15 protein-coding genes are annotated in these 19109 nt (G+C 73.1%); 3 read left to right on the top strand and 12 right to left on the bottom strand.

Annotation, left to right across the window (positions count from 1 at the left end; translation table 11 throughout):
• Positions 1–117: 117 nt before the first annotated feature.
• The gene (locus EV384_RS20725) at positions 118–1725 is read left to right on the top strand and encodes a sensor histidine kinase (protein ID WP_130335753.1); all 1608 of its coding nucleotides are present in this window, start codon (positions 118–120) and stop codon (positions 1723–1725) included.
• A gap of 22 nt (positions 1726–1747) precedes the next feature.
• On the opposite strand, the gene EV384_RS20720 is transcribed toward EV384_RS20725, so the two are convergent.
• From EV384_RS20720 to EV384_RS20690, 6 genes are all read right to left on the bottom strand, one after another.
• Entirely contained in the window at positions 1748–2827 is a 1080-nt protein-coding gene (locus EV384_RS20720) for a hypothetical protein (RefSeq protein WP_130335751.1), read from the bottom strand.
• Complete coding sequence (locus EV384_RS20715; protein WP_130335749.1) at positions 2824–3171, bottom strand: PadR family transcriptional regulator; 348 nt, start codon at positions 3169–3171, stop codon at positions 2824–2826. The genes EV384_RS20720 and EV384_RS20715 overlap by 4 nt, the downstream gene beginning before the upstream one ends.
• Positions 3172–3213: 42 nt before the next feature.
• A complete protein-coding gene (locus tag EV384_RS20710; protein ID WP_130335747.1) occupies positions 3214–4122 on the bottom strand; it encodes an SPFH domain-containing protein in 909 nt (302 codons plus the stop codon).
• A gap of 445 nt (positions 4123–4567) precedes the next feature.
• Complete coding sequence (locus EV384_RS20700) at positions 4568–6346, bottom strand: CehA/McbA family metallohydrolase domain-containing protein (protein WP_130335745.1); 1779 nt, start codon at positions 6344–6346, stop codon at positions 4568–4570.
• Positions 6347–6633: 287 nt separating this feature from the next.
• Entirely contained in the window at positions 6634–8667 is a 2034-nt protein-coding gene (locus EV384_RS20695) for an amylo-alpha-1,6-glucosidase (protein WP_130335743.1), read from the bottom strand.
• The gene (locus EV384_RS20690; protein ID WP_130335741.1) at positions 8664–9041 is read right to left on the bottom strand and encodes an SCP2 sterol-binding domain-containing protein; all 378 of its coding nucleotides are present in this window, start codon (positions 9039–9041) and stop codon (positions 8664–8666) included. Before EV384_RS20690 ends, EV384_RS20695 begins: the two co-directional genes overlap by 4 nt.
• 191 nt (positions 9042–9232) lie before the next feature.
• On the opposite strand from EV384_RS20690, the gene EV384_RS20685 reads away from it, so the two are divergent.
• Complete coding sequence (locus EV384_RS20685) at positions 9233–9610, top strand: SCP2 sterol-binding domain-containing protein (protein WP_165439999.1); 378 nt, start codon at positions 9233–9235, stop codon at positions 9608–9610.
• Positions 9607–11640: an amylo-alpha-1,6-glucosidase gene (locus EV384_RS20680; protein ID WP_130335737.1), complete on the top strand. Its 2034-nt coding sequence runs from the start codon at positions 9607–9609 to the stop codon at positions 11638–11640. Before EV384_RS20685 ends, EV384_RS20680 begins: the two co-directional genes overlap by 4 nt.
• A gap of 13 nt (positions 11641–11653) precedes the next feature.
• On the opposite strand, the gene EV384_RS20675 is transcribed toward EV384_RS20680, so the two are convergent.
• From EV384_RS20675 to EV384_RS20650, 6 genes are read right to left on the bottom strand one after another with little or no spacing between them, the layout of a single operon-like run.
• Positions 11654–12475 (bottom strand): HpcH/HpaI aldolase/citrate lyase family protein, encoded by an 822-nt coding sequence (locus tag EV384_RS20675; RefSeq protein ID WP_130335735.1) that lies wholly within the window; start codon positions 12473–12475, stop codon positions 11654–11656.
• Entirely contained in the window at positions 12475–13662 is a 1188-nt protein-coding gene (locus EV384_RS20670; RefSeq protein ID WP_130335733.1) for a CaiB/BaiF CoA transferase family protein, read from the bottom strand. Before EV384_RS20670 ends, EV384_RS20675 begins: the two co-directional genes overlap by 1 nt.
• Positions 13659–15608: a formylglycine-generating enzyme family protein gene (locus tag EV384_RS20665; protein WP_130335731.1), complete on the bottom strand. Its 1950-nt coding sequence runs from the start codon at positions 15606–15608 to the stop codon at positions 13659–13661. The genes EV384_RS20670 and EV384_RS20665 overlap by 4 nt, the downstream gene beginning before the upstream one ends.
• Positions 15605–16543, bottom strand: coding sequence for a ribokinase (locus EV384_RS20660; protein ID WP_130335729.1), 939 nt, complete (start codon positions 16541–16543; stop codon positions 15605–15607). Before EV384_RS20660 ends, EV384_RS20665 begins: the two co-directional genes overlap by 4 nt.
• Complete coding sequence (locus EV384_RS20655; protein WP_130335727.1) at positions 16540–17979, bottom strand: ADP-ribosylglycohydrolase family protein; 1440 nt, start codon at positions 17977–17979, stop codon at positions 16540–16542. The genes EV384_RS20660 and EV384_RS20655 overlap by 4 nt, the downstream gene beginning before the upstream one ends.
• Positions 17976–19109: an ADP-ribosylglycohydrolase family protein gene (locus EV384_RS20650; RefSeq protein ID WP_130335725.1), complete on the bottom strand. Its 1134-nt coding sequence runs from the start codon at positions 19107–19109 to the stop codon at positions 17976–17978. The genes EV384_RS20655 and EV384_RS20650 overlap by 4 nt, the downstream gene beginning before the upstream one ends.

The following is a 19109-nucleotide window of genomic DNA, read 5'->3' as shown; positions in this document are numbered from 1 at the left end:
TGCGGCTCCCGAGCCCGGCGCACCGAGGAGAGCGCGGCGGGCCGGACGGCCGGACCCGCGACGACGCCGCACGCCAGTCCCACGACGGCGCGCCCGCTCTCGGTTAGGGTGCTGCCGATGAGCAGCGCGACGACGGCGGGCCGGAGCCCCGGCGATGGCCGGCCCATGCGGATGACGACAAGCCGCTGGCTGAGCGTGATGATGCTGACGATGACCTTGCTGGTGCTGACCGGCGGCGCGGTCGGCGCGGCGGCCCTGTCGCACACCGCGGCGGTGTCCAACCGGCTGGCGGACCGGGTCGGCCCGGCCCGCACCGCGGTCGGCCGGCTGGAGAGCGGCCTGCTGGAGCAGGTGGCGGCCGTGCGGGGGTACGTCATCACCGGCAATCCGGAGCTGCTGCGCCCGTACGAGGAGGGGGTGGCGACCGAGCGCGCCACGGTGGACCGGGCGCGCGGCCTGCTCGCCGACGAGCCGGACGCGCTGCGCGAACTGGACGGCGCGATCCGGCTGGCCGACCGGTGGCGGACGGAGTTCGCCACCCGGCTGATCGGGGCGCGGCGGGCCGGGACGCCGCCGGAGCAGCTGGCCCCGGTGGTGGAGCGCGGCCGGCTCGCCTTCGACGCCGCCGGCGCCGCGCTGACCACCCTGGAGGCCCGGCTCGACCGGGTGCAGGCGGCCGGGCGCAGGAATCTGGACGATGCCCGGAGCGCGCGCGACGTGCTCTTCGTGGCGATCCTGGCGATGCTGCTGCTGTTCAGCATCGTCATCTCGGTGCTGGTCCGCACCACGGTGCTGCGCCCGCTTGGCCGGCTGGGCGCCTCGGTGCGGCAGGTCGCCGGCGGCGAGTTCGACCACCGGCTCCGGCCGGAGGGCCCGGCGGACATCGCCCGACTCACCGCGGACGTGGAGACCATGCGGCAGCGGGTGGTCGACGCGCTGATGACGAGCCGGGGGGACCGGGACGCGCTGGAGCAGCAGGCCGCCGAGCTGCGCCGCTCCAACGAGGACCTGGAGCAGTTCGCCTACGTCGCCTCGCACGACCTGCAGGAGCCGCTGCGCAAGGTGGCGTCGTTCTGCCAGATGCTCCAGCGCCGGTACGACGACCAGCTCGACGACCGGGCCCGGCAGTACATCAGCTACGCGGTCGACGGGGCGACCCGGATGCAGGAACTGATCAACGACCTGCTGGCGTTCTCCCGGATCGGGCGGGTCTACAGCGACGACCGGGAGGTGGACCTCGCGGAGGTCTTCGCCCGGGCCGAGTCGAACCTGTCCGGCCCGATCGCCGAGGCGGACGCCGAGATCGTGGCCGATCCGCTGCCGGTGGTGCACGGCGATCCGACCCTGCTCACCATGCTCTGGCAGAACCTGCTCGGCAACGCGGTGAAGTTCCGCAGCCCCGACCGGGTGCCCCGGATCCGGGTCACGGTGGCCGAGGACGCGACCGGGTGGACGTTCGGCGTGGCGGACAACGGCATCGGCATCGACCCGCGGTACGCGGACAAGATCTTCCTCATCTTCCAGCGGCTGCATCCGCGCGGCGGCTACGACGGCACCGGCATCGGGCTGGCCATCTGCAAGAAGATCGTCGAATACCACGGCGGCACGCTGCTGCTGGACGACACCTACGCCGAGGGCGCCCGGTTCACCTTCACGCTGCCGAAGCCGGCCGCCGCGGTCGTACCGGAGCAGGCGGGCGAGCGGGCGCCGGCGGTCCCGGCCTGAGCGCGGGACCGCCGGCGGCGGCTCAGGCCGCGGGTCGCTCCCGGTCGGCGTCGCGGCCGAGGGCGACCATCCGCAGCGTCTCCTCCCGGCGGCGGACGAGCAGCACCCCGGCGAGGAACGTCACCGCCGGCACGAGCACCAGCATCGCCCATTGCGCCGGTACGAGCGGAATGGCGTGCCCCATGTGCACGGTGGACACCGCCCAACCGGCCAGCGCGCTGTCGATCACCAGGGCCAGCGCGGCGACCGGCGCCAGCATGACGGCGACCCGCCGCCGGATCTCCGGGGCGAGGCCGGCCAGGCTGACCAGAACCACCAGGGCGGCGACGGCGAGCCCGGCGACGTAGAGCCAGATCACCAACTCGCTGCTGGCCTCCAGGTCGTACAGGACGTACACGGTGTACCCGGTGCTCGAGGTGACGGTGAAGGCCGGTCTGGCCAGTCGGTTGACCTCCAGGATCGATACCGCCGCGAGGGCCGCCAGCACGAGCGTCACCAGTGGGCGTACGCCCAGCACCGCGACGGCTCGGCGGCGCGGCGCGGGCACGGTGAGGGCGGCGGCCGCCACCACGGCGAGCGCGAGCTGCGGCAGGGTGTCCACCACGTACGTCGGCTGGTCGGCGATTCCCGGCGCGACCAGCACCACCCACGCGGCGACCCCGGCCCAGGCGAGCCCGGCGGCGACCCACCGCAGCCCGACCAGGGCGGTGACGATGACGCCCGCCCAGCCCATCACCCGCAGCCAGTCGACCGCGTTGGGACCGACGGGTCGCATCGGCGGTGGCACGGACGGGTCCGCCACGAGCTGGTCGAGCAGCGTCTTCCCGGCCAGGGCGAACAGGGCCAGCGCGACGAGCAGGCCCGTCACCGCGGCGGCGTCGGCCCAGGCCGGCTCGGTGAACCCCCGTGCGCTCACCCGCAGCCGGGCCCGCAGGCCGGCGCCGATCAGGTTGGCCGTGTCCGCGGCGGTGGGCCGGCGCTGCCCCGGTCGGGCGTCGGCGAGGAGGACCGCGAGCATCTCCTCCTCGTACGCCCGGCGGTGTTCCCAGGGGTAGACGGCGAGCAGCCGGCGGTAGCGGCGCTCCAGCTCCGCGTCGCTCACGCCGCTCCCCCCTCGGGGAGCAGGCCGGCGCGGCGCAGGCGGAGCCCGGCGGCCTCGGCGTTGCGGCGCAGCCGGGCGGCCTCGTCGGCGAGCCGGGTCGCGCCCAGCGCGGTGAGCCGGTAGTAGCGGCGCAGCCGGGACTGCACCACCTCCTCCCGCTCCACCTCGATCAGGCCGTCGGTGCGCAGCCGGTCCAGGACGGCGTAGAGGGTGCCGGCCCGCAGCCGCACCCGCCCGTCGGAGATGCGCAGGACGTCCTCGATGACGGCGTAGCCGTGCTGGGGTGTCTCGGCCAGCGCGGTGAGGACCAGGAACGTCGGTTCCCGGAGCGGGCTGTCGGTCATGTCGAGGAGCATATACCGCTTGTCGGTATATGCAGTGGCCTGTCAGTGCGGCGGTTCCTGCCGACCGCGGTGGCCGTCGCCCTCGGCTGCGGCGGCCACGTTCTCGGTGACCGGGCCGAGCACCGGCCCGACCGGCGTGGCCTGCTCCTTCGGCCCCGGCCGACCGGGAGCCGCCTGCTCACGGGCGCCCCGGGGGAACTCGCTGAAGAAGCGCAGCAGCTCCACCGGGATCGGCATGACCAGAGTGCTGTTCTTCTCCGCCGCGACTTCCACCACCGTCTGCAGCAACCGCAGCTGGTACGCCCCCGGCGTGTTCGCCATCGCCTGGGAGGCGTCGGCGAGGCGGCGGGACGCCTGGAACTCGCCGTCGGCGGCGATCACCCGGGCGCGGCGTTCCCGCTCGGCCTCGGCCTGGCGGGACATCGACCGCTTCATCCCCTCGGGCAGCGACACGTCCTTCACCTCGACCCGTTCGATGAGCAGCCCCCACGGCTTCTCGGTGGGCGCGTCGATCACCGCCTTCAACTCGGCGTTGATCCGGTCCCGGTCACGCAGCAGGGTGTCGAGGTCGGCCTTGCCGATCACCGACCGCAGCGCCGTCTGGGCCACCTGGAGCACCGCCGATGGGTAGTCCCGCACGTTGACCAGCACCTTCACCGGGTCGACCACCCGGTAGTAGACGACCGCGTCGACAGTGAGGGTGACGTTGTCCCGGGTGATGACGCCCTGCGCGGGCACCCCGATCACCGTGGTCTGCATGCTGACCCGGACCATCCGGTCGGCAACCGGAATGATCAGGTGGAAACCGGGCTGCCGGATGCGATCCAGCACCCGCCCGAAGCGGAACACGACACCGCGCTGGTACTGCTGCACCAGCCGAACGCTGAGCGCCAGCACGAGCACCGCGATCGCGATGACGATGACCAGGCCAACGACGACGGCGGCTCCCATTGTCCCCCTCGATCCCGGAGGCGCCCGCCTCCCGGCGCCGCGCCTACCCGTTCCCGAGCCGTTCACTCCCCCGACCCTGGCCGAGCGGAAGCGCGCCGTCACGGTCCGCACCCCGCGGGGCGGGAGACGGTGGTGGTGAACGTGCTGGCGCCGTGGGCGGTCGCGGGCTGGCGGAGAACAGCGGGCTGCTGGTCACCGCGTCCGGCGTCGGGGTGACCCTGGTGGCGCCCGGCCGGGTCGACACCCCGTTCCGGGCGGGCCGGGGCGACAGCGGCCCGCCGACCGACTCGACTCTCACCCCCGACGACGTCGCCCGGACCATCGGCTGGGCGCCGGCCCGGCCGTCCGGCGTGGACGGACGCCGAGCGGGGCGCCCGACGAGGAGCGAGTCCCCCGCATTCCCAACTACCGCCTGGCCATCTAGCGGTCCTGCCGAAGTCGATGGTCAGAACCGGCGAAGCGGCGGTATGTCATGGGTCTGCCGGCCCGGCAGGAGCCACGCCGGGTTGCTCACCCCCAGGAGCGCGCCATCCCTCCCCCTGACCTGGGTGCGGACGTAGGTGCCGTCGCCCGGTGTGATCCGCAGGTCGTACCAGCCCTGCCGAAGCTGCCGCCTGGAGATCCGGGTGGTCCGGGTGGCCGGGTTCAGGTCGCGGACGCCGGCCAGGTCGACCGTCCCGACGACCGCCTCCAGGGACGCGCCGGACGGCAGGTCGGTGGCGAGCAGTCGTACCGTCAGCTCCGGCGCGTCGGTGGCGGCGACCGCGCCCATCGCCGTACGGCCGTCGACCTCGATGTCCAGCGCGCCCCGGTAGCGGGCCAGGTCGGTGAACCAGGCCTGGCCGGCGCGCAGCGCGGCCACCAGGTCGTCCCGGGCGGTGGAGGACGCCCAGACGTACGTGATGTGCCGGTCGCCGCGTCCCCGCCAGTCGGTGCCGTCGTGGTCGTCGGTGACCCCGACGGCGGTGAAGAAGACGGCGTTGCGGGCGGCGACGTCGAGCGCCCAGAGGTGGTCGTCGAGGGGGCCGCGACCGATCTCGACCAGGTCGGCGCCGAGGTTGTTCCGCTCCACCATCAGCCGGGCCAGCGACTCCCGGCTCTCCACGTCGAGCGGGTGGTTCCAGCAGACCACGCCACCGTGCGAGTGCAGGAACTCGATCATCCGCTCGGTACGGGTCACGTCGTTGTCCCGGTACGGCGGCGACGGGAACGCCGGCAGGGTCTGGTCCCCACCGAACCAGTTGAGGTGCCGCACCATCGACACCTCGTACGCCCGGTGGTGGGTGACACCCGGGTACGCCCCGTCGTACGCGCGCAGCACCTCGGCCCGGAGCTCCTCGCCGGCCTGGCCTGCGCGACGGGCCCGGTCGAAGGCCAGCCGGTCGACGACGAAGCTGCCGCGCGCCGATCCGGTCACGCTGAGGCCGAGGCGCAGGCCGCGCAGGGAGTTGTCCCCGGCGACCAGGTCGGGCCAGAGCCGCCGGACGTCCGCCACCAGCGGGAGGGTGTGCCGCCGCCACTGCCCGGGCGGGGCGGGCAGGTCGACGGTGCCGACCAGGCCCTCAGTCCGGTGACCGGCGCGCCCGGCGCCGATGCGGTATCGCAGGATGTGCTGGCCGGCGCGGGCGGGATGGTACGAGAGGGCGATCTCGACGAGCAGCAGCGCGTCCGGCCCGGACGTCTCCGGCAGCACGTCGAGGTGGAGCGTGGTGTCCGAGATGTTGCCGGTGTGCGTCCAGTTCCAGGCCTTGCCGGCGTACCAGAGGATGCCCGCGCCGGCGGCCGTCAGGCGCAGGGCCTTCGCCGGGTCGTCGGTGGCGTGCGGGCTGTCCACGAAGTCGGCGGCCGACGCGGTGAGCCGGCCCTCGGTGGACGCCTGCCAGGTCCAGGCCAGCCCGCCCTCCAGCTCCTCCGCACCGTCGAAGTGCACCATCCGGCGGTGGTCGTGCGCGGCGACCCGGAAGTCGTGGTCGGTCCACCAGATCACGTCGACGTCGTTGCGCCGGGCCTGGTCGAGGTGGGCGGCGTAGCTGGCGATGCCCTCGCTGAACGAGGCGTGGATGTGCATGGCCATGCTGATCGGGCGACGGCCGAGGGCTGGGGGTGTCGGCGCCGTGCCGGACGACAGGGCGAGGCCGGCAGGGCCGGCGACACCCACCACCGCCAGGCCACCGGCGGCGGCGAGCACCGTCCGGCGGCGGAAGCGAGGCGGTGGCTGGGACATGACGACTCCAGGAAGGGCGTGCCGCGAGCCTACGGGACCGGACGCAGCGGCGATCGTCAGGATCCCGCTGGTGGGGATGTGGAGTGCCCCGAACCCACCCTCGCCGTCGTGGATCTGCACGTGGTGATGTGCGGTGCGTCGTGCGCCGCCGAGGTCGACGGCGAGGCCGCCGCCCTCGGCCAGGTGACCCGCCCCGAGGCTGAGGATCCTCGTCGGCTGGCGCCACTCGCCCGATCAGTCCGATTGGGGCACTCAGCTCTGCCTCATCGGCTCTTCTGACCGCCGATCTACACGTACCCAACGGCGTCGATCCGGCCCCAACGGCCAGGAATGTCGAGCAGCTCGATTCGACCGAATCTCGCGGGCAGCGCCGGCGCCACCACCAGGTCATCCCCGTACGGCTCCAGGCCGAGCACGGTTCGCAACAACAGGAGTGGCGCACCGGTGGACCGGGCCTGAGGGCTGGCCGCCGTCGGGTACTGGACGGGGTTCCTCGTCAGCTCGCGGTCGTAACCGCCGAAGGCCTCCGGCAGGCGCCCCTCGAAGTAGTGGGCGGCTTCGATGATGCTCTGGGCGATGTGCGCGGCTTCCTGAGCGAAACCGTAGCGGCGGAGTCCCCAGGCGATGAAGGAGTTGTCGAAGGGCCAGACGGTGCCGACGTGAAAGCCGAGCGGGTTGTACCGGGCCTCTCCCTTGGCGAGGGTGCGCACGCCCCAGCCGGAGAAGAGTCGGGGACCGAGGAGGTGTTCGGCGATCTTCGCGGCTCGGGACTCCTCGACGATGCCGCTCCACAGCAGGTGGCCGATGTTTGAGGACAGGGCGTCGACCTGGCCGCCGTCGGCGTCGAGGGCGAGGGCGTAGTACTCGCCGTCCTCGACCCAGAAGTCCCGGTTGAACCGTTCCTTGAGCTCGGCGGCTTCCCGTTCGAGGCGGTCGGCGTACGCCGGGTCGTTCCAGAACTCGCGGGCCAGGCGGGCGCCGCGGATCTTGGCGTCGTAGGCGTAGCCCTGCAGCTCGCAGGTGGCGCGGGGCAGCCCGGGCAGCCTGCCGTCGTGGTAGGAGATCGAGTCCCAGGATTCCTTCCAGCACTGGTTCTCCTCGCCGCTCTGCTCGTTGCGGCGCTGATACCAGACGTAGCCGTTGCCCATGATGTCGCCGTACTCGTCGATCCAGTGCAGGGCCGCCCGCGCCTCGTCCTCGAACTCATGCACCACGGCGGCATCTCCGGTCCACCGCTCGTACTCGTCGAGCAGGATCACGTAGAGCGGGGTGACGTCCGCGCTGCCGTAGTACGGCGACTGCGGGCGTTTTTCGAACGCGACCAGCTCGCCGTAGCGGAACTCGCGCAGGATCTTTCCCGGCTCCTCGTCGCGGAAGTCGTCCAGCACGGAGCCCTGATCGATCCCCAGCATGCGCAACGTGGCCACGGCGAGCTCCGGGGTGAAGGGCATCGCCTGCAGGCTGGTGAGGATGGGGTCACGCCCGGTGACGGTCGCGGACCACGGCAGGCCGGCGGCGGGCATCGCCTCCTTCGGAAGCGTCAGCGGCGAGTATCGCAACGCCGCAAGGTCGACGAGGCTACGCCGATACGTCCTCGTCAGCGGCTCCCAGTCACACGCCAGTTGCGGCGCCTTGTCGAGCCACTGGTCGAGATCCCGCTGGAGTTGCTGCTCGCTTCGCCTGCGGCGGCCGGGATACACATGCTCACGCACATCCTCGCCGTCCGGGCGCAGCACCAGTCCTCGGACCTGCAGTGTCGTGGTCCACTGTCCGTGCGGTCCGATCAGGATCTTGTACGTCAGCCCGCGTTCGTCGATCTGCGCCGGCTCGGTCGTGGAGATGACCGTCTCGCGCCAGAACTTCTCGCGCTCGTAGCCGAGATGCAGGGACCCGTCCTCGACACGCCGGTGGATCCTTCCCACTGGCTGCTCCGGCTGCGCGATCGCGAGCAGAGGCATGAAGTCGGAGTCCGCCTCGACGCGGACGGTGAACTCGGCCGATTCCGCGGAGTGGTTGAGGATGCTCAACCGCTCCTTGAAGCTGCCGGCGACCGACCGTTCACGGATGACCGACACCTTGGCGTCCAGGTAATGGGTCGGAGCGCCCGGAACCAGGAAGAAACGCACTTCGAAATACCGCGAGTCGTCCACCGCCAGCGCGTGCAGCCGCTCACCGTTGACGCTCAGCTGCCAGAGCGACAGGAATCGGGTGTCGAACGAGAAGAATCCGCACGGGACGGTGGGCGTCGCGTCGATGTCGCCACTGTCATAGCTCAACACGAAGATGTTGCCGTCCAGGATCCTGGCGAGCTTCGCACTCATCTACGCCCCCCACGTTCGCGGGCAAAGGCCCGCGGATGGCGCGCGCCGGGCGACTCGCGAAAGAGCCGCTCCAGCAGGACTATGAACCGAAATTTGCCTTCGCTCGTGATCTCGTTCCGCAGCCACGCCGGCAACGGTTTCTCCTCGCCGCGGGCCATGCGGTCGAAGAACGCGTTGTCAGCACGGATGACGCAGTCGGCGTCGCGCTTCTCCCTCGACACCTGAACATCACCATTGATGATGGTGACGAGCCAATGGTCGATCCCGTGATCGTGTTCGAGGTCGAAGCGTATGGTGCCGTTGGTCTTCTTCAGCAGGCGTTCGGACCCGCGGCGGTCGAGTTCGTCGAAGAACTCACTGGTCGCATCCGACATCAGCGCCACCCCTTACAGGTCGACCGGCTCAACAGGCAGCGTCGCTCACCCAGTGGTGCCGCGGCATCACCCGCAGCGGGTGAGATTGGAACACCGGTGTCGACCCGCACCAATCTCATCCGATACGGGTGATGCCGAGGTGCCCCGGCCTGGGTGATGCTGTGCTGGTCAGAACTGACCGAGGGAGTCTGATGTCGGATCCTACGGCGGAGTTCTTCGACGGGCTCGGCCACCGCGGCCACGAACCCCTGCTCCAGGAGGCCACCGGCACCATACGCTTCGATCTCGAGCACGATCACGGGGTCGACCGTTGGTTCGTGGTGATCCAGCAGGGTGATGTCCGCGTTTCGAGAGAGGAGCGCGAGGCCGACTCGGTCGTCCGCGTCGACAAGGGGCTCTTCGACCGGATCGTCAGCGGCGAGGAGAACCTGTACGCGGCGTGGGTGCGTAACGAACTCAGGGCCGAGGGCGAGGTGCGGCTGGCCCGCCTCATTCAGCGAGTCTTTCCGGGGCCGCCCGGCGCGCACGACCCGCGGATGTTCGCCCGGGAGCGGAGACGGCAGGCATGACTGAGGATCTCGTCAGGCTTCTCGACGGCAACACGTTCGTGGTCAGTGACGACACCGGCGACATCGACGCGTCTCCCACCATCCCGACCGGGCTGTTCTCGTTCGATACCCGGTTCCTGTCGAAATGGCTGCTCAGCATCGACGGTGAACGACTCAGCGCGCTCGCGGTCGACGACATCGAGTACTTCGAAGCGCGGTTCTTTCTCGTCCCGCCTGCTCCGACTCCCCTTGTCGACCCCAAGGTTTCGGCGATCCGCGAACGCTCGATCGGTGGCAGCTTCCACGAACGGTTGACTGTGATCAACCACCAAGATGAGCCGGTCGGCCTCCGGATCCGGTTCGAGGTCGGCAGCGACTTCGCCGATCTGTTCGAGATCAAGGACGTGCGGAAGAAGAAGGGAGAGTACTACGCGCGGGCCGAAGACGGGCGCCTGCGCCTCGGCTACAAGCGCAAGCAGTTCCAGCGGGAGACAGTCGTCTCCAGCACCGAGCCGGCCCGGATCGACGAGCACGGGCTGACGTACGACGTCAGGATCGGGCCACGTGCCGAATGGGTAACCGAGCTGCACGTGCAGACATTGGGCCTGGACGGACGTGATATCCGGGAGAGCCTCCAGGGCAGACCCGGTCGGGTCAAGACGGAGATGCGCCGGGACCTGGACCGGTGGCTCGCTGAAAGACCCCGCCTGGCCTGCGACTCCGGGTCACTGACGATGACCTACCGGCGTAGCCTCATCGACCTCGCCGCGCTGCGCTTCACGCCGCTGACGGCCGGCGGACGAACCCTTCCTGCCGCCGGTCTGCCGTGGTTCATGGCCATCTTCGGTCGGGACAGCATCTTCACCAGTCTGCAGGCGCTGCCGTTCGCACCGGATCTCGCCGCTACGACGCTGCGCCTTCTGACGCTGCTGCAGGGCGCCGTGCTGGACGATTTTCGCGAGGAGGAGCCGGGAAAGATCATGCACGAGTTGCGCTACGGGGAGACGGTCGGGTTCGAGGAGCAGCCGCACTCACCGTATTTCGGCAGCGCCGACGCGACGCCCCTGTACGTGATCCTCATCGACGAATATGAGCGGTGGACCGGAGACGCCAATGCGGTGCGGCTTCTCGAGCGCTCTGCGCGGGCCGCCCTCGACTGGATCGACGAGTGCGGCGACATCATGGGCAACGGCTACATCTGGTACCAGCGCCGCAACGAGGTCAATGGCCTGGAAAACCAGTGCTGGAAGGACTCCTGGGACGCGATCTCCTACCACGACGGCAGGCTGCCCGGGCTGCCCCGCGCCACCTGCGAGCTGCAGGGCTACGCCTACGACGCCAAGATCCGCGGCGCCCGCCTGGCCCGCGAGTTCTGGAACGACCCGGCGTACGCCGACCGCCTCGAACGGGAAGCCGCCGAGCTCAAGGAACGGTTCAACCGGGACTTCTGGGTCGAGGACGGCGAGTACTACGCCCTCGCCCTCGACGCCGACGGCGGCCAGGTCGACGCCCTGTCCTCAAACATCGGCCACCTGCTGTGGAGCGGCATCGTCGAGGAGTCCCGAGCCGCGAAGATCGCCGAACACCTCCTCGGTCCCCGACTCTTCTCCGGCTGGGGCGTGCGCACCCTCGCGGCGGGAGAGGCCCGGTACAACCCGCTCGGCTACCACGTCGGCACCGTCTGGCCCTTCGACAACTCCTTCATCGCCTGGGGACTCCGCCGCTACGGCTTCGCCCAGGAAGCCGCGCACATCGCCCAGGGCATCATCGACGCAGCCGAGTTCTTCGACGGTCGACTGCCGGAGGCCTTCGCCGGACATGACCGGGAGCTGACCAGGTATCCGGTGCGATACCCGACGGCCTGCAGTCCGCAGGCATGGTCGACGGGCACCCCCTTGTTGCTGCTGCGGACCATGCTCGGCATGGATCCGCGCGGGGAACACATGGTGACCAGACCAGCGGTGCCCAAAGAGATCGGCCGGATCGAACTGCGGGACATCCCGGGCCGGTGGGGTCGCGCCGACGCCTTCGGACGCGGGCGGATCGGCTGAGAGCCGGCGGCGCTCAAGCGGCGTACCGGGCGGCCAGGTCGACGATGCGGCGGGCGGCGGCCACCATCGCCCGGTCGGCGAACCGGCCGTCGGGCAGCACCACCGTGCCGGAGTCGCGGGCCTGCGCGTCGGCGACCGCGGCGAGGAGTTCCCGGGCCCGGGCCACCTCGCAATCGGCCGGCCGGAACGCCTCGGCGATCACCGGGAGCTGGCGCGGGTGGATGGCCGCCCGGCCGAGGAAGCCGAGCCGCCGGCCGGCCGCGCAGGAGGCGGCCAGCCCGTCGAGGTCGGCGACGTTCGCGTACACCGACATGGCGGGCGGCGGCAGGCCGGCCGCGCGGGCCGCGACCACGACGCGGCCGCGCGCCCAGAGCAGGCCGTCGTCGTCGGCGACGCCCAGGTCCGAGCGCAGGTCGGCCTCGCCGAGCCCGAGCGAGGCCACCGCCGGATGCGCGGTCGCGATCGGGTACGCGGCCTCCAGCCCGGCGGCGGACTCGATCAGCGGGTGCAGCGGCGTGTCGGTCCGGGCGGCGAGCGCGGCGACGGTCGCCGGGAACTCCACCTTGGGCAGTCGCAGCCCGGCCAGCCCCGGCGTGCCGGCGACGGCGGCCAGGTCGGCGTCGACGTCCGGGCCGGTCAGCTCGTTGACCCGGACCTGGACCGGTACCGGGTGCGGCGCGGCGAGGAACTCGGCGACGGCGGCGCGGGCGTACGCCTTGCGACCGGCGACGACGGCGTCCTCCAGGTCGAGGATGACCGCGTCGGCGCCCGAGGCGACCGCCTTGGCGAACCGGTCCGGCCGGTCGCCGGGCACGTAGAGCCAGGTGAGCAGCATCAGATCACCCCCCGCGCGCGCAGCGCGGCCAGTTCGTCGTCGGTGACGCCGAGCGCCCGGAACACCTCGTCGGTGTCCTGGCCGTGCCGCCGGCCCGCGTGCCGGATCTCCCCGGGGGTGGCGGACATCCGGAACGGCACGTTCTGCATCCGCACCTGGCCGAGCTCCTCGTCCGGGACGGTGGCGACGGTGCCGAGCGCCGCGTACTGCGGGTCGGCGAGGATGTCGCGGACGTCGTAGACGGGGGCGACGGCGGCCTGCGCGGCCTCGAACGCGGTGACGACCTCGTCCCGGTCCCGCTTCGCCACCCAGGCGGCGACGGCCGCGTCCAGCTCGTCGGCGTGCGCGGCCCGGCCGCTGCCGGTGGCGAACCAGGGCTCGTCGATCAGCTCGGGGCGGCCGACCAGCCGCAGCACCCGCTCGGCGATGCTCTGCGCGCTGGTCGACACGGCCACCCATCGCCCGTCGGCGCAGCGGTAGGTGTTGCGCGGGGCGTTGTTGTTGGACCGGTTGCCCAGCCGGGGCTGGACGTAGCCGAGCTGGTCGTACCAGGTGATCTGCGGGCCGAGCATCGCCATGATCGGCTCGATGATGGCCAGGTCGACGACCTGGCCCCGGCCGGTGAGGTCGCGGCCGCGCAGGGCCAGCATGACCGCGTACGCGGCGGCGAGCGCGGTCACCGAGTCGGCCAGCCCGAACGGGGGCAGGGTCGGCGGCCCGTCGGGTTCCCCGGTGGCGGCGGCAAAGCCGCTCATCGCCTCGGCCAGGGTGCCGAACCCGGGCCGGGAGGCGTACGGGCCGAGCTGGCCGAAGCCGCTGATCCGGGCGATGACCAGGCGCGGGTTGACCGCGTGCAGCTCGTCGGGGCCGAGCCCCCAGCGTTCCAGGGTGCCGGGGCGGAAGTTCTCCACCAGCACGTCGGCGTCGGCGAGCAGCCGGCGCAGCAGCGCCGCGCCCTGCGGGTCGGAGAGGTTGCAGGTGACGGTCCGCTTGTTGCGGCCGAGCACCTTCCACCACAGGCCGACGCCGTCCTTGGCCGGGCCGTGGCCGCGCGACGGGTCGGGCTTGGCCGGGTGCTCGACCTTGACCACGTCGGCGCCGAAGTCGCCGAGGAACGCGGCGGCGAGCGGACCGGCGAAGAGGGTGGCCAGGTCGACGACCTTGACCCCGTCCAGCGGCGCGGTCATCGGAGCTCCCCCGGCAGGTCGGCGGCGCAGCGGAAGCCGACCGAGTCGGAGCGGGTGAGCCCGGCCCCGGTCAGCAGCAGCTTCACCGACACGTCGGGCGGCTGCGGGCCGCCGTCGAGGTACCAGTCGGAGCCCTCCGCCCGGTACGCGCACCCGCCCTTGAGGATGACGAACCGGGTGCGCCCGTCGGAGTGCTCGCTCTCGGTCAGGTTCCAGACGAGGGGTTCCCGCCTGCTGAGCAGCCCCGCCTCGGCGGCGACCTGCCACTCGTCCTCGGTGGGCAGTCGCAGCCCCGCCCAGTCGGCGTACGCGCGGGCGTCGGCGAGGTCGACGCCGGTGACCGGGGCGTCGGCGGGTCCCCGCCCGGCGGTGAACCGTTCCGGTCGGACCGGTCGGTAGCCGGTGGCGGCGAGGAAGCGCGCGTACTGGCCGTGGGTGACCTCGTGGGTGTCGATGGCGAAGTGGCCGAGCCGGACCGGCCGGCGCAGCGTGCCGGTGTGGTGCAGCCGGGGCGGCAGCGGCTTCCACTCGTCGACGTAGGGCGCCTCCCCGTACAGGCCGGTCTCCCGGACCCGGTGGCGGACGGCCAGGTCGTGACGGCCGCCGTCGACGATGACCATGCCGTCGGGCAGGGCGGCGAGGGGCGCCCACGGGGTGCGGGTCCGCACCGCGGCGCGGGCCGGGAAGGACGGGTCGCCGGTCGGCGGCTCGTGCCGGTCGACGGGCTCGTCGGTGGCGACCACGGCGGCGATCGCGCCGGCCGGGAGCGGGCCGCCGACGGCGACCCGGCCGTCACCGGTCTCGCGGACGGTCAGGTCCGCGCCGGTGACCAGGTCGACGAAGCGCCGGCCCGGTCGGGCGTCGGTGAGCAGCCAGGGCCCGTCGTGGTCGTCGCCCCGGTTCACCACCGTCCACAGGGGTTCGCCCTGGTGGGTCCAGCGGGACGCGTACACCGGACCGGCGCCGGGGTGGTCGGCGAGCGGCACCCAGTCCTCGGCGCGCAGCCAGGCGGCGTGGCTGGCCTGCACCCGGCGCATCGCCCGCAGCACGGCCTTGTCCCGGTCGTTCCAGCCGACCCAGACGCCGAAGACGCTCTCCCAGACCAGCACCCCGCAGCCGTTGAGCCAGGCGGAGTGCAGCTCGTCCAGGTGGCTGCGGTGCCAGCGTCGGGTGTGGTGCAGGATGTGCCGCCGCTCGAACCACTTGGCCCGCAGCACCCCGGGCACCTCGGAGTCGGCGAACCACTGCGCCCAGGACATCGCGTGGTCCTCGACGCGGGCGAGCGGCACCCGGCTCTCCCCCTCCAGCACCAGGCCGGGCCGGACCGCGTCGAGGGCCTTGCGCAGCTCGCCGGCGCCCTCCTTGAGGGTGTCCAGGAAGACCCCGTCGACGCCGAGGGTGGCGGCCAGCGCGGCCACTTCCTCGGCGTCGGTGCCGGGCTCCCGTTTTGTGCCGGTGTCCCAGGGGTTGTAGTCGATGAACACCCGGACGCCGTGCGCCTGGAACGCGCGCACCACCTCGGGCAGCTCGGGCACGTCCCGGTACCAGTCGAACTGGTTGCGGTCGTCCAGCCCGATCACCGGGTACGCGTGCCAGAGCACCACCCCGCCGAAGCCGCCGAAGTCGCGCCGCGCGGACTCCAGGAAGGACTCGACGGTGAAGACCCCCCGCTCGTGGTCGTAGAGGGTCTCGTCCCAGAGCCAGGCGAGGCAGACGCTGAAACAGTCGCCGGTGATCTCGTCGTAGTGGCTGCCGGTGTAGGCGAGGCGGGTCCGGGCGTCGGCCCGCCACCGGGTGAGCTGGTCCCGCCAGGCGGGCCAGTCGGCCGGGTCGGCGGGGGCGGCGAAGATCTTCGCCTCGTCGAGGGTGGTCAGGTCGGCGTGCGCGCCGAGCGGCACGTCGGTCGGCCGGTCGATCGGCCGCGGCACGTAGGCGTTGAAGCTCACGCGGCATCTCCGTAGGTCGCGGCGTACAGGGCGTCGATCGCGGCCCGCCGCGGCAGGGCGGTGGACGCGCCGGGGCGCTGCGCGCAGGCCGCACCGGCGGCGCACGCCCAGCGCAGGACAGCGGGGGCGGTGTCGGCGGTGAGGGCGCCGCCGCGTTCGGCGAGGGCGACGGCGAGCGCGCCGGTGAACGCGTCACCCGCCGCGGTGGTGTCGACCGCGTCGATCTTCGGCGCCGGGACCTCGACGCGGACGTCGTCCCGGTCGGCGTACGCGGCGCCGCGCGCGCCCAGGGTCAGCACCACCCGGGGCACCAGGGTCACCAGGGCGTCGAGCAGCGCGCCCGGCTCTTCGGTGAAGACGCCGCCGACGACCGCCGCCTCGTGTTCGTTGACCACCAGCACGTCGACCAGGTCGAGCAGCTCGGCCGGGAGCGGCCGGGCGGGGGCGGCGTTGAGCACCACGGTGGTGCCGTCGGCGCGGGCCCACTCGGCGGCCTGGGTGACCGCCGCGAGCGGCACCTCGAGCTGGAGCAGCAGCACGTCGGCGGCGGCCACCGCTGTACGGTCGGCGGCATCGAGCGTGGTGAGGGCGGCGTTGGCGCCGGGGGCGACGACGATGAAGTTCTCCGCCGCGCCGTCGACGGCGATCAGCGCGACGCCGGAGGGCCCGTCGACGGTGCGCAGGCCCCGTACGTCGATGCCGGCGGCGATCAGGTTGTCACTCAGCAGCATGCCGAAGTCGTCGGTGCCGACGGCGCCGACGAAGGCGCAGTCCGCGCCGGCCCGGGCGGCGGCCACCGCCTGGTTGGCGCCCTTGCCGCCGGGCACGGTGCGGAAATCGCCGCCGAGCACCGTCTCGCCGGGCCGGGGCAGCTGCGGCGTGGTCACCACCAGGTCCAGGTTGGCGCTGCCGACCACGACCACCCGGGCGCTCACGCCGCACTCCCGGCGGTCAGGGCGAGGGTGCGGTCGGCGAGGGCGTCGAAGCCGACCCCGTCGAAGCCGGCGATGCTGCTGGCCAGCCGGTTGTGCAGCGGCGCGACCCAGCGGTCGGGCAGCCCGGACGCGCCGGTCAGCGCCCCGGTGACCGCGCCGACGGTGGCGCCGGTCGAGTCGGTGTCCCAGCCGCCGCCGACCACGGCGCAGATGGACCGCTCCAGGTCGCCGCGCCCGTACGCGAGGGCCGCCGCGACCAGGGCAGCGTTGTTGCGCACGTGCACCCAGTGCAGGTGGCCGTGCCGCTCGTAGAGGGTGTCCACGATGCTCTCCCAGTCGTCGGTGCCGGCGCCGAGCGCGCGCGCCTCCCGGACGGCGGCGGTGAACCGGCTGCCCGGGGGCAGCACCGACTCACCCGCGTCCAGCACCTCGTCGATGCTCCCGGCGACCGGCGCCGCCGTGGCGAGCGCGGCCACCCAGATCGCCCCGTACGCCCCGGCGCGGACGTGGCTGACGGCGGCGTCCCGCCAGGCCGCCTCGGCGGCCCGGTCGGGGCGGCCGGGGTTGGTCCAGCCGTACACGTCGGTGCGGATCTGCGCGCCGATCCACTCCCGGAACGGGTTGTGCCGGCGGGCGGTCTCCGGCGGGGCGTGGCCGAGCAGCAGGTTGCGGTAGGCGACCCGCTCGGCGGTGAAGACCCGCCCGGCGGGCAGCCAGTCCAGCCAGGCCTGCGCCACGTCGGCGCTGGTGAAGTCCGGGCCGTGGGTCTCCAGGATCCGCAGGGCCAGCAGCGCGAAGTTGAGGTCGTCGTCCTCCGGCATGCCGGCGATGTTCTCGGCCAGGCTGGTGGGGGCGCTGCGCCGGTTCCACGGCCAGCGGGCGGCGACCTCGGCGGGCAGCCCTTCGGCGGTGAAGTACCCGCGCAGGGGCCACCGGCCGGTGGCGGTGAGGATCTCCCGGATCCCGTGCCGGGGGATCTTCTCCACCGGCTTGCCGAGCAGGCAGCCGACGGCCCGGCCGAGCCAGGCGCCGTGCAGCCGGTCCCGCGTGGTGGTGGTCGGCAGGTCCCATGTCGCCGGCCAGCTGGCCCGGACGGCGTCGAGGTCGTCCGGCTCGTCCGCCGCGTGGGGCACGGGGAGGGCGTCGGCGGCGTCGAGCAGCTGGACGGCCAGGGCCCGCAGCTCCGGTGGCGCGGGCGCCGCCGACGCCCCGCCGACCGGGGCCTTGACGTCGCCGCCGGCCGCGGTCCAGCGATCGGCGAGGGCGGTGACGTCGCGGCCCTCGTCCCGGCTGGCCGCCAGCTCGTGCGGCAGCAGGTCCTCCGGCTGCACCCAGGTCAGCCGCGGCCCGCCCGCCGCGCCGGCCCGCGGGGCCGGGCCGCCCGGCCGACCGGCAGCCGTCGGGCCGCCGGTGGCCGGGGCACCCGCAGCGCTCATGCCAGCCCGCCGAACCGCTCGGCGCGGCGGGCGAAGCGCTCCCGGTCGCGCTCGAAGACCTCGGTGGCCACCTCGGCGAGCAGGCGCGCCGGCTCGACCAGGTCGGTGCGGGACGCCCCCGCCACCGTCTCGGCCCACTCGGCGGGCACGGCCGCCGTGCCACCCAGCGCCCCGGCGATCGCGCCGGCCATGGTGGCGGTGGAGTCGGCGTCGCGGCCGTAGTTGACCGAGCCGAGCACCGCCGCCCGGTAGTCGCCGCCGGCCACCACCAGCATGCCCAGCGCCACCGGCAGCTCCTCGATGGCGTGCAGCCGGCTGGGCCGGCGGGCGCCCAGGCCGGGGCTGCGGTACTCCTCCCCCACCGTGTCGTAGGGGGCGACCGCGGCGCGCAGCGCGGGGATGGCCGCCTTCCAGTCGTCGTACCCCCGGGCCTCCTTGACCACCGCGTCGATGGCGGCGCGGGTGCCGTCGCGGGCCAGGTCGAGCGCCGCGGCGAGCACGTCGTCGACGCCCGCGCCGGGGGCCGCGGCGGCGGCGACCGCGGCGGCGAAGACGGCCGCGGCCTCCCGCCCGTAGCTGTGCTGGTGCGCCCCGGCGATCTCCACCGCCTCCGCGTACGCCCCGGCCGGGTCGCCTGCGTTGACGATGCCGACCGGGGCCATGTACATGGCGGCGCCGCAGTTGACGATGTTGCCCACGCCGGCCTCGCGGGGGTCGGCGTGCGCGTGGTGCAGGCGGGTGACCAGCCACCGTTCGGCCGCGGCCAGCCGGTGGAAGGTCACCCCCTCCCGCTCCAGGTCGGGTATGTACACCACCCGCTCGATCAGGTCGGGGACGAGCAGTTCCACCACGTCGTACGCGTCGAGGTGGTCCCGCTTGGCCGCGTACGCCCGGACCAGGGCGTGGGTCATCAACGTGTCGTCGGTGATGTGCCCGTCGCCCTTGTGGTACGGCGCGAGTGGCCGCGCGGTGGCCCAGTCGGCGTGGTACGGGGGCACGATGCCCTCGACCCAGCCGCCGTAGCGGGCGCGGATCTGCTCGGGGAGCGCTGTCTCGGTGGCCCCGCCGAGGGCGTCGCCCACCGCGGCGCCGACCAGGCAGCCGACCGACGTGTCGAGCAAGAGTGACAT

Source organism: Micromonospora kangleipakensis (genome assembly GCF_004217615.1).
Taxonomy (GTDB): Bacteria; Actinomycetota; Actinomycetes; order Mycobacteriales; family Micromonosporaceae; genus Micromonospora; species Micromonospora kangleipakensis.
This window is presented reverse-complemented; position numbering and strand designations above follow the sequence as displayed.

Excerpts from the sequence above, each read along its gene's own strand:
- EV384_RS20695 (WP_130335743.1), bottom strand. The coding sequence starts at position 8,667 with ATGAGTGCGAAGCTCGCCAGGATCCTGGACGGCAACATCTTCGTGTTG.
- EV384_RS20700 (WP_130335745.1), bottom strand. The coding sequence starts at position 6,346 with ATGTCCCAGCCACCGCCTCGCTTCCGCCGCCGGACGGTGCTCGCCGCC.
- EV384_RS20675 (WP_130335735.1), bottom strand. The coding sequence starts at position 12,475 with ATGCTGCTCACCTGGCTCTACGTGCCCGGCGACCGGCCGGACCGGTTC.
- EV384_RS20655 (WP_130335727.1), bottom strand. The coding sequence starts at position 17,979 with ATGAGCGCTGCGGGTGCCCCGGCCACCGGCGGCCCGACGGCTGCCGGT.
- EV384_RS20680 (WP_130335737.1), top strand. The coding sequence starts at position 9,607 with ATGACTGAGGATCTCGTCAGGCTTCTCGACGGCAACACGTTCGTGGTC.
- EV384_RS20710 (WP_130335747.1), bottom strand. The coding sequence starts at position 4,122 with ATGGGAGCCGCCGTCGTCGTTGGCCTGGTCATCGTCATCGCGATCGCG.
- EV384_RS20650 (WP_130335725.1), bottom strand. The coding sequence starts at position 19,109 with ATGTCACTCTTGCTCGACACGTCGGTCGGCTGCCTGGTCGGCGCCGCG.
- EV384_RS20685 (WP_165439999.1), top strand. The coding sequence starts at position 9,233 with ATGTCGGATCCTACGGCGGAGTTCTTCGACGGGCTCGGCCACCGCGGC.
- EV384_RS20690 (WP_130335741.1), bottom strand. The coding sequence starts at position 9,041 with ATGTCGGATGCGACCAGTGAGTTCTTCGACGAACTCGACCGCCGCGGG.
- EV384_RS20670 (WP_130335733.1), bottom strand. The coding sequence starts at position 13,662 with ATGACCGCGCCGCTGGACGGGGTCAAGGTCGTCGACCTGGCCACCCTC.
- EV384_RS20715 (WP_130335749.1), bottom strand. The coding sequence starts at position 3,171 with ATGACCGACAGCCCGCTCCGGGAACCGACGTTCCTGGTCCTCACCGCG.
- EV384_RS20725 (WP_130335753.1), top strand. The coding sequence starts at position 118 with ATGAGCAGCGCGACGACGGCGGGCCGGAGCCCCGGCGATGGCCGGCCC.